Consider the following 10,059-nt stretch of genomic DNA (forward strand, 5'->3'; position numbering starts at 1 on the left):
AAATCCCCGGCAATCCCTGTACTGTTCTCTCCTATCAACCAGCAATTTAAAATCGTGATAGCTTAGGAACTAAACGCGATTAACGTTACGCTCACAATAAAGAAAACTGTATAGAGGAGTTCCTATGACAACTCGTGATACTGCGATCGCCAAATTGCACCAACTCTCCGAGCCACTCTTGCAAGAGGTGAGTGACTTCATTGATTGTATTATCCACAAACATCAAGCTAAACCTGATACCAGCCAAACTGCTGAAAAAATTGTCGAGAGATGGTCACAATGGTTTGAGACGGTGGATCATTTAGACGTAACGCCACTTCAACCAGTCAGCAACTATCAGCAACTCCTGCTCAAAAAATATCGGCAACAAGGACTAGATCTATGATCCTGTGCGATGCCGGAGTCCTACTTTGTCTTGTAGATCGAACTCAGTCTCAGCATAACGCCTATAAAAACGCAGTCCTCCGATTAGAAACGCCCCTTTTAACAACTTGGTCATGCCTGACCGAAGCCATGTACCTTGCGCTGCATCGGGGTGGTTGGCAAATGCAAAAACAACTGGGACAGCTTCTTTTAGACAAACTGCTGGTGGTTTACGATATTCAGGAAAGTGATTACAGTCGTTTGTTGGCATTGATGGAGCAATACCGTGATCGCCCCATGGACTTGGCGGATGCAACCCTGGTCTTGGTAGCTGAAAAGACAGGATATCGGCAAATTCTCACAATCGATTCAGATTTCCTGTTTTATCGGATTACAAACAAAGAAAGCTTTGATATCATTCAAGTGTAATGATCGAAGACCTGCTTCCAACGGCGTATAACTCCACCGTTAGACTGCTCCCACTGTCAGTATGATCGCAATCTTGTAGGGTGCGTTCCCTAATGTGGCTCCTACCGCTCCACTAGCAGTAGGCTAATCTGGATAACACGCTTTTGGGCGTGATATACGGAAAAGTTACAGCAAAAAAGGAGGTTTATTATGGCTGAATGACTAGCAGTTGATGTTTCGAGAACTTACGAATCTGGTATGCTTGGCAAGTGAGGAGACGATAAATTTCCTTGCACCGGAGCAAGAATAACACGGGTGGAATTCCACAAAGAGGTTTCCAAACACCGTATTACTCCCTTTGATGATGGCATAGGACGGGGTGACGCTCACACAAATGATACTGAACTGCCAGATGTTGGAGTTCACTACTGGCTAGATGCAGGAACGAGGCTGAAATACATTTTGAAGGTCTGGGTTGAGGATTAAGGATTTTGTGAATCAGTCGTTGGGGGGCGTTGGTTCCCCTTGCTTTTTTTGTGCGCTACTATGGAATTAAATGATTAAAAGCTAAGACTGCTATGGCACTGGCATCGAATGGACAAACAGCTATAATCCGCACAGAGCGAGGGCTTACAATTGCGGATACTCGTATTACTCTGTATGACGTAATCGATTATCTCAAAGCTCAGTATCCACCCAAGTTTATTCGTGATGCCTTCAATCTTACAGATGCTCAGATTCATGCTGCCCTTTCCTACATTGAAACACATCGAACAGAAGTGGAAGCGGAATATCAGGAGGTTTTAAAGACTGCCGCAGAAACTAAACAATTTTGGGAAGAGAGGAATCGCGAACGTTTTGCTCGGATCGCTGCTACTCCTCCTCGTCCAGGCTATGAAGCGGTTAGAGCTAAACTTCAGGAACGGAGAGCAAAGCGGGAAGCGAAGAAGCAATGATTGTTCTGGCTGATTACAACTTGAATCGGCAGGCAATTCTGATCTCTGGAAGTCTTGTTGTTAGCGGGTTATTAGATCTCGCTCTAATTCGGTTGAGGACATTTGAAGACGTTGGCTTACCCGCAGACAGCAATGATCGAGTAGTTTGGAGATTTGCCCAAACCAACGGGATGCTCTTACTTACGGCAAACCGGAATGCGAAGGGTGAAGACTCGTTGGAACAAGTAATGCGTGAAGAAAATCAACCGACTTCATTTCCGATCATTACGATTGGCGATCCGGATAGGGTCAATGAATCTGACTATCGAGAACGCTGCGTTGAAAGGCTTGTAGAAATTGTGATCGATATCCAAGACTATATGGGGGCTGGTCGGTTGTTTATTCCATAAGGTGATTGGCGCATCATATCTGTTGGTGACAAGGCATAACAACCCCAATGCACACCGACCGACGAAAGCTAATCAGTTATGATGCAAAGTCTATCTGCGACGGGTGATTGGGAACGTTAGACTGCTCCCACTGTCAGTGTGATCGCCGATCTTGTAGGGTGCGTTCCCTAATGTGGCTCCTACCGCTCCACTAGCAGTAGGCTAATCTGGCTAACACGCTTTTGGGTGTGATATACGGAAAGTTTCCGTATAATCAATAGTCCAGTAGTCGTAACGCACCACCCACGAGATATATTAAAAATAGTAGGCGTTATTTTTTTATCGTTGGGTTGTAACCAGTAACGTTATGGGTTACACTTAATGGATGATAGTCAGTTTCAAGCATCGAGGACTAGAGCAGTTCTTTGAGTCGGGAACCACCCGAGGCATTCAGGCAAATCATGCCCAACGAATTCGGCTGATTCTGGCTCGTCTCAGTGCTGCAACTTCACCGCAAGACATGAACTTACCCGGGTTGGTACTTCATCAACTGGCAGGGCAACGTAAAGGAACCTGGACGGTGAGAGTATCTGGAAACTGGCGGATCACTTTCACCTTTGACGGTGTTGATGCTTGTGATGTCGATCTTGAGGACTACCACTGATGAAAATGCATAATCCACCACATCCTGGTGAAGTTCTTAAAGAACTTTGTCTCGAACCTTTGAATCTGACTGTGACTGAGGCTGCTGAAGCATTGGGTGTAAGTCGAAAAACCCTATCTGCCATCTTAAATGGTAGGGCAGGTATTAGCCCCGAAATGGCAATTCGCTTAGGGAAAGCTTTCGATACATCTCCTGAAAGTTGGCTCAATCAGCAAATGCAATACGATCTATGGCAAGCAGAGCAGACAATTGGCAATATCAAAGTCAAACGGCTATCAGTTGTCTAACCAGGGTTTGCAGCCGACGGACTCAACACCCCAGTGCGATGCCGAAGGCACTGCATAGCAGATCCCCATCGCTGTAGAGTGCGTTCCCTAATGTGGCTCCTACTGCTCCACTAGCAGTAGGCTAATCTGGCTAACACGCTTTTGGGCGTGATATTCTGTGTTTGTATTCCAACACTTCGTTAATCGATAGCTATATAGAACCCAGCCAATGAGTATGAGTGAATCCAACGAGTTTGACATCACAACGCCAGAAAAACGGCATAAAGCGCTTACCTTCTTGTCGCAGAATAGTTAGCTTGCAATGGTGCCTTTGGCGCTTCCAGTAGCACTTGTTTTGGACGGTATTTCCCTTCTTACATCAGGTGCTAACGAAAAAGAGATTGCAGAACAAAGAAAAGTAGCGATCGACATTATTCGAGCAGGAAAAGAAAATGGTGTTGATGAAATAGAGATTACAATGTCTCAGAAAGCTGGTGTTGGTCTATCTTCAGACGTTGATGGTGTCCCAATTGAGTTTATTGTTGGTGCTTCAGGTACAATGAAGCTAAAGGTAAAATACAAGTAGTGGGTGATGGCGAAACTCTACTATCGTGGCATGGCAGAGCAAAACGACAGACCCAAAATTGGTCGTAGTGCCAGATTATTAGGGGTTAGACCTAATATCGATATAAACATTCAGCAAATGCCAGTAGGTTGCCTAGATGAACAAAGCTATTTGTTACCAGAGCCACAGCGTAAGTTGCATGGCGATCTTGTAACGGTTGCCATTAGGGACACAAAGGGAATGTCTGTTGCCCTATCCATTGAAGGTTTACCAGCATTTCGCAAACCTGCCAGTTTTGGTGGAACTGGCAAAGACCCTTTATGGCAAATTGACGATAGCCATATCACAGGGGATTTACAGGCTGTCCAAGATAGCCCGACTCACGTTAGCATCATGCCAAGAGTTACAATGGCTCTAGAAAAGTACGAGGCAGCATTGGCAAACACCCAAAAATATTGGGAAAAGGTTGATTAGTGGCATACACACAATGGGAGGCTATCAAAATGGCATGGATATTTAGTCTATCGGCAGAATGTGGTTCGGATGAGAGCAACGCCTATAAATTTGCTCAGCATTTTGAGGGAATATCATGGTTGCTGTCAACTGGTCGCCATTGCCAGTGTCACACAGATATATTCCAAGATATAGAAGAAAATTGGTGGTGTCGTGTTTCACCAAGTAATCTTAGCGAAGTGGGAATAGACAGCCCTGAAAGTGCATATTCAATGACAGAGTTAGGTATCTTACTATATCAGTCCCTACGATTTGCTCCCCCATTCCGTTATGCACTGGTTGGTGTTGAAGTCGATGAATTTAGAACTTACAGCGAGCTTATCGAAGAATCATCTAACTTATCTATCCCAGGACTGGTTTTAGCAAAACCACTCGAACAAGAGCTAGGAATATTGTCAGTATTGCGCCCCTTTAGTTCTAGTTATGTTTGGCAACCCTACGCAGGAGAAGTCTACAATCCGCTTATGGTATCCCAAAACTTAAAAAATAAGCTTAATGAACTGCTTAAGTTAACCTCACAAGCGAAGACGGCATAACTAGACCGTTACACTGCTCCCACTGTCAGTACGATCCCCATCGCTGTAGGGTGCGTTCCCTAATGTGGCTCCTACTGCCCCACCAATAGATTTTTGGGGAACGCACCATGCTAGAGGATTATAAAAATATTTGCCGTCGCACTCCAGCCTATCGTGGCTGAGTTCAACCGTTATCGAGAAAAATAATTAAATCCCGTCAAATTCCCCTAAAAATTTCACCTCTGGTTCTAACCAGAGGGACCAGCGATCGAACACTTGTTCCTGCACATGGCGAATTAAACGCAGAATATCCGAGGCTTTTGCTGAACCAATATTCAGGATAAAATTAGCGTGTAATTCTGATACTTGCGCCCCACCAATTTGATAACCTTTTAATCCCATTCCCTCAATTAAAGCCCCGGCAAATTGCGGTTTAGGATTGCGGAAAACACTACCACAACTAGGACGATCATAGGGTTGGGTATTTTTGCGATGGCGTAAATTATGGGTAGTAATTGCCATTATTTCCTCGCGATTATCGGTAGCTTCTAACTGAAATGTAGCTTCGATAACTAAACGTTGATCCCCTTGCAGAGAAGAACTGCGATAACTATAATTTAAATCTTCTTTGCTTAAAGTTTCTAACTGACCATCGGGATTTAATACCAGCGCCCGCACTAATCGATCCGCCACACAGGAGGTGTGCGCCCCCGCATTCATGACCACAGCACCCCCCACCGTACCGGGGATACCCACCGCCCATTCTAAGCCCCTCCAGCCCCGTTTTGCCGCTCTCCAAGCTATTTTTGGCAGGGGTTCCCCCGCCGCTGCTGTAATCGTAGCAGTTTCGGCATCAAAACAACTCGATCGCAGATGACGAGTATTGAGGACAAGTCCGGGTAAACCTCGATCGCTGATTAGTAAATTTGAACCAGCCCCCAAAACAGTCAAGGGTAAATCTTGCGATTGCCACCAAGCGAACAATTCTCTTAATTCCTCTAGATTAACTGGTTCGGCATACCATTGCGCTCTTCCCCCCACCCGGTAGGAAGTGAAATCAGCTAGAGAAACAGAGGATTTAATCATAGGGTTTTAGGGGTTGGGAATTATAAATTATGAATTATAAATTATGAATTGGGGGTTGGGGAGATGGGGAGCAGAGGAGCAGGGAGCGAGAAGCGGGGAGAATAAATAAAAATAATCTCCTGACTCCTGAATCCTGTCTCCTGAATCCTGACTCCTATACTCTAACTGCTAATTGTTCGCGGTAAAGAGAGAGCATTTCGGGGATAACTTGATTGAGATTGCCGGCGCCGAGGAACAGGGCTAGATCCCCTGGTTGGAGAATTTCTAGCAGGAATTGACCTAAAGAACTCAATTCAGGGTGATAGTAGGCGTTTTTATGGTGTTTTCTCACCTGTTCGACCACTTGCTGCCCCGTGACGTGATTGATATTCACTTCCCCGGCACTATAAATATCGGTTAAGACTACCACATCGGCGGAACTGAAAGCGGAGCCGAATTCCTCTAAAAAGGCAGTGGTGCGACTGTAGCGATGGGGTTGGAAAACGGCGATCGAACGTTGGTACTGTTTGCCTTCTACCTTTAATTTTGCCGCCGCTAACGTGGCCAACAATTCGCTAGGATGATGGGCATAATCATCGATAAAAGTGATGCCGTTTGCCTCTCCCTTGTGTTCAAAACGGCGTTTTGCCCCGGCAAAAGTAGCGATCGCATCGGCAATAACGGCAAATTCTAAACCGAGATAACGTCCGATGGCCACCACTGCCAAAGCATTACTGATATTATGTTGCCCGGGGATTTTCACTTCCATTTGTCCCAGATAACTGCCTTTTTCCCAGACGGAAGCTTTCATCATTCCCTGTTCATAGATAATCTCGCTGACGGTGTAATCGGCACCTTTTTCGGGATCGAGACTATAACTGATTGTCGGACGGAAATGCTCGGCGATCGTGTCACAATCTAAACAAGCGACTAAAATCTGGCACTGATGGGCGAATTCATGGAAAGTATCGATAACTTCGCTTAAATTATGGTAATGATCTGGGTGATCTAGCTCAATATTAGTGATTACGCCGATTTTCGGTGCGTGCTTGGTTAGGGAACCATCGGACTCATCGGCCTCTGCCACTAAAAAACGACCTTGACCAAGACGAGCGTTACCTTCCCAAGCGTCCACCTCACCACCGACAATGATCGTGGGGTCTAATCCCGCTTCTAACAAAACGTAACCGATTAAGCTGCTAGTGGTGGTTTTTCCGTGGGTGCCAGCGACGGCGATACTGTCGTAATCAGCGATTAAAGCCGCTAAAACGTCGCTACGGTGAAAAATTGGGTATCCTAAGTCTCGGGCTGCTTGATATTCCTTGTTATGGTCATTAATCGCCGTGGAGCAGATTACTTGCGGAACTGTTTGGCTACTGTTTTGAGGGCCAGGAGAATGAAATAAAGCTAAATTATTTGCCTCTTGACGGTGGAAAATCTGCGCTCCCGCTCCCTGTAGCCGTTGGGTGATATGAGTAGGACGTAAATCGGAGCCAGACACGGGTAAATTGCGCTTGGCTAAGATATAAGCGAGGGCTGACATCCCAATACCGCCAATACCGATAAAATGGAAAGGTTGGCCGTTAAAATTAACTTTTTTCACTGTTTTCACTCCTCAAACCCACGATTATATAAGTTTTAAACTCGATCGGTAGTAAAGTCAACTTCATGATAGGGGCATTTGAGCAGAATTCCAAAATGTTGCCCAGTCACCTTGCAAAATCCTTGACGCAGAATTAAATTTTTTTCTCCCAATTCCTTTTTTTGGGGTTGGGGATTGGAGAGGAGCGGGGAGCCTGACAGGTGTAGGTATTTTACAACTAAGAGGAAGGGGGTAGTAATACTAAATCCGTTGAGTATAGGCTACATATCAGGACAGGCAAAAGGCAAGAGGAGGAATAAATAATCAGTCTTTAATAACCGGATTTGGTATGAACAGGGCCCGACTGAGCTTCGCTGAACGTCCAAAAGTCCTGAAAATCGGTAAAACCCTACACCCTGCACCCCACACCTTGCCCCCAGGAAAAACTTTTTGCCGCAAACCCTAATTAGGGCAGCCATTCCAGTAAAATTCCCACGGAGCTATCTTTACGAGCGCGGGAATTTTGGGCTTGAATATCGGCGGCTAAACGTAAATTAGAGGTAATCGCATAACCAACCGAAAGAGTAGTCAATCCCACCTCGTTATCACCACCGGGGGAGATAAAACTCTGACTGACGGTGATATCTGCCGCCCCCGTGCGAGAAAGGGCTAATTTGAGCTTTAATCCTAAGTTAAGCCCATCGGTGCTATAATTTCCCGTTTGAATGTAACGATAGCCCACCATAGGAGCTAGATTGACATAATCACCCACAGGGAGGAGATAGTATTGTAAATTTCCTCCTATTGCCGTCCTATTGCCGTTAAAAACCGTCTGATAATCGCCGCTTAGGGTTAAACTGGTTTGACCGAAAAACACATCTTCTACCCCCAAAATCACGCCACTGGAATTATCGCTAGAAGGAAACTCTGCATATCCCAAGCGGATACGCGTGCGAAAACTGGGATCGCGGCGAATATCTTCGGCGATATCGGGTATTTTTTCTAACCAACGCTCTAAAACCGGGCTTTCTTGCCGAATTTTCGGATCTAGGTCTAAATCCGTTTCTGCCCACACAGCACCACTCGCCCCCCATAATAAACTAAGAGCGATCGCATTTACAGAACAGCAAGAGAGCTTAAACATGATCTGCATTATACACAAGGAGGCAGGGGGCAAGAGGCAAGAGGCAAGAGAAAGAATCTGGCAATAAAGCTTTTAGCTTAACAAATTACTGGTTACTGTTTACTGATCACTGAAAAGCCGGCACTCCCCCAAAGGTTACAATAAAAGAAAGATCAGATTCCCCGTTATTCTTGAGAGGACGGGGGGCAGTAGGAGCAGCAATAGTGGTTAGAATATTAAAACTTTCGCAATTAAGTAGCGCGGAACGGGCAAAACTTCAGAAAAGAGCCGAGTTAGATATTGATAACGCCCTCAAAGTCGCTCAAACGGTGATAGAAACCATCCGCGAGCGGGGGGATGCCGGCGTTGTGGACTATGTGCGGCGTTTTGACTACGAAGGTGCGACGGTAGAAAATATCAAAGTCAGCGAGGCAGAATTTGAGCAGGCTTTTCAGTTAATTGAACCGGAAGTAAAAACTGCCATTCAACAGGCTTTCCGGAATATTCAAGAGGTACATCGTCGCCAAATGCCGGAAGAAACACTACTGGCAGAAATTGAAACCGGTGTCTTTGCCGGCGAAAAAATCTCTCCTATCCCCAATGTGGGTTTATACGTTCCCCGGGGCCGCGGTGCTTTTCCTTCGATGATGTTAATGTTAGCCATACCGGCAATGGTGGCAGGAGTGGAAAGAGTGGTGGTTTGCACTCCCCCCGATAAACAGGGCAACGTGGAGCCGGTTTCTCTGGTGGCGGCACGCATGGCTGGAGTCAGAGAAATTTATAAGTTAGGGGGCGTACAAGCGATCGCCGCTTTGGCTTTGGGAACAAAAAATATTAAAAGGGTTGACAAAATTACCGGTCCGTGCAGCGTCTATGGGGCGGCGGCCAAGCGGTTACTGTTCGGTACTGTGGATGTGGGTTTGCCGGCAGGTCCAAGTGAGTCGATAGTTTTGGCCGATGAGTCCACCGATGCCCGTTTAGCGGCCTTGGATTTATTAATTGAAGCGGAACACGGGGCGGATTCGGCGGCTTTATTAGTCACCCACTGTGAAGATTTGGCGATCTCTGCTAGTGAATATGCACAGGAATACCTGCAAAAACTCCCGGATTGGCGACGGGAATTCTGTGAGGCGGGTTTAGCCGCCTATGGGGGCATAATTTTAACCGATAGTTTGCAGCAATCCCTCGATTTTGTCAATGAGTACGCCCCAGAACATCTAGAGGTTTTAGTTAGTAATCCTTTTGCCATTCTGGGCAAGATTAAAAATGCTGGCGAAATTCTCCTGGGAAATCATACTCCTTCCTCTATGGCTACCTACGCCATCGGAGTCAATGCTGTGCTGCCGACAGGAAGTTTTGCCCGTTCCTATTCGGCGGTTTCGGTTTATGATTTTCTCAAGCGCTCCACTTTGGCTTATGTCACCCCTGAAGGCTTTGAAAAGTTAAAAGAAACCACGAAAACTTTAGCCGAGTACGAAGGTTTTCCCGCCCATAAATTAGCAATTCAACACAGGGAAATTTTACTCTAAATAGGGTTTGCGGCAAAAAGTTTTTCCGGGGGGTAGGGTGTGGGGTGTGGGGTGTGGGGTGTGGGGTTTTACCAGTTTTGAGGTGGCCAATTACCTAATTTTCAGGGAAAAAGTGCCTAAATTTCCCCCCGATCACTCCCAT

Annotated in this window: 13 protein-coding genes; 10 read left to right on the forward strand and 3 right to left on the reverse strand. The window is 46.0% G+C overall.

From position 1 onward, the window contains the following. Nucleotides 1-124: 124 nt before the first annotated feature. From IM450_RS13035 to IM450_RS13075, 9 genes are all read left to right on the forward strand, one after another. Complete coding sequence (locus tag IM450_RS13035; protein WP_002736321.1) at nucleotides 125-385, forward strand: hypothetical protein; 261 nt, start codon at nucleotides 125-127, stop codon at nucleotides 383-385. Then, nucleotides 382-792: a type II toxin-antitoxin system VapC family toxin gene (locus IM450_RS13040; protein ID WP_002803249.1), complete on the forward strand. Its 411-nt coding sequence runs from the start codon at nucleotides 382-384 to the stop codon at nucleotides 790-792. Before IM450_RS13035 ends, IM450_RS13040 begins: the two co-directional genes overlap by 4 nt. Before the next feature lie 557 nt (nucleotides 793-1,349). Continuing rightward, nucleotides 1,350-1,727: a DUF433 domain-containing protein gene (locus IM450_RS13045; protein WP_002778608.1), complete on the forward strand. Its 378-nt coding sequence runs from the start codon at nucleotides 1,350-1,352 to the stop codon at nucleotides 1,725-1,727. Next, nucleotides 1,724-2,116 (forward strand): hypothetical protein, encoded by a 393-nt coding sequence (locus IM450_RS13050; RefSeq protein ID WP_002791850.1) that lies wholly within the window; start codon nucleotides 1,724-1,726, stop codon nucleotides 2,114-2,116. Before IM450_RS13045 ends, IM450_RS13050 begins: the two co-directional genes overlap by 4 nt. Nucleotides 2,117-2,480: 364 nt before the next feature. Continuing rightward, the gene (locus IM450_RS13055; RefSeq protein ID WP_002791849.1) at nucleotides 2,481-2,759 is read left to right on the forward strand and encodes a type II toxin-antitoxin system RelE/ParE family toxin; all 279 of its coding nucleotides are present in this window, start codon (nucleotides 2,481-2,483) and stop codon (nucleotides 2,757-2,759) included. Between the two features lie 5 nt (nucleotides 2,760-2,764). Continuing rightward, on the forward strand, nucleotides 2,765-3,046 hold the full coding sequence (locus IM450_RS13060) for a HigA family addiction module antitoxin (protein ID WP_238141989.1): 282 nt from the start codon (nucleotides 2,765-2,767) through the stop codon (nucleotides 3,044-3,046). Between the two features lie 301 nt (nucleotides 3,047-3,347). Then, entirely contained in the window at nucleotides 3,348-3,611 is a 264-nt protein-coding gene (locus IM450_RS13065; protein ID WP_079208077.1) for a hypothetical protein, read from the forward strand. A 6-nt stretch (nucleotides 3,612-3,617) separates the two neighbouring features. Further along, the gene (locus IM450_RS13070; protein WP_002799046.1) at nucleotides 3,618-4,064 is read left to right on the forward strand and encodes a hypothetical protein; all 447 of its coding nucleotides are present in this window, start codon (nucleotides 3,618-3,620) and stop codon (nucleotides 4,062-4,064) included. Nucleotides 4,065-4,093: 29 nt separating this feature from the next. Then, a complete protein-coding gene (locus tag IM450_RS13075) occupies nucleotides 4,094-4,639 on the forward strand; it encodes a hypothetical protein (protein ID WP_002791843.1) in 546 nt (181 codons plus the stop codon). A gap of 186 nt (nucleotides 4,640-4,825) precedes the next feature. On the opposite strand, the gene murB is transcribed toward IM450_RS13075, so the two are convergent. The 3 genes from murB to IM450_RS13090 form a co-directional block, all read right to left on the reverse strand. Further along, a complete protein-coding gene (gene murB / locus IM450_RS13080; RefSeq protein ID WP_287670394.1) occupies nucleotides 4,826-5,704 on the reverse strand; it encodes a UDP-N-acetylmuramate dehydrogenase in 879 nt (292 codons plus the stop codon). A 154-nt stretch (nucleotides 5,705-5,858) separates the two neighbouring features. Further along, complete coding sequence (gene murC / locus IM450_RS13085; protein ID WP_287670396.1) at nucleotides 5,859-7,286, reverse strand: UDP-N-acetylmuramate--L-alanine ligase; 1,428 nt, start codon at nucleotides 7,284-7,286, stop codon at nucleotides 5,859-5,861. A 445-nt stretch (nucleotides 7,287-7,731) separates the two neighbouring features. Next, nucleotides 7,732-8,418, reverse strand: coding sequence for a hypothetical protein (locus IM450_RS13090; protein WP_287670398.1), 687 nt, complete (start codon nucleotides 8,416-8,418; stop codon nucleotides 7,732-7,734). A gap of 194 nt (nucleotides 8,419-8,612) precedes the next feature. On the opposite strand from IM450_RS13090, the gene hisD reads away from it, so the two are divergent. Continuing rightward, nucleotides 8,613-9,917 (forward strand): histidinol dehydrogenase, encoded by a 1,305-nt coding sequence (gene hisD, locus IM450_RS13095; protein WP_287670400.1) that lies wholly within the window; start codon nucleotides 8,613-8,615, stop codon nucleotides 9,915-9,917. Nucleotides 9,918-10,059: the final 142 nt, after the last annotated feature.

This window comes from Microcystis sp. M083S1 (genome assembly GCF_020246405.1).
Lineage (GTDB): Bacteria > Cyanobacteriota > Cyanobacteriia > Cyanobacteriales > Microcystaceae > Microcystis > Microcystis aeruginosa_C.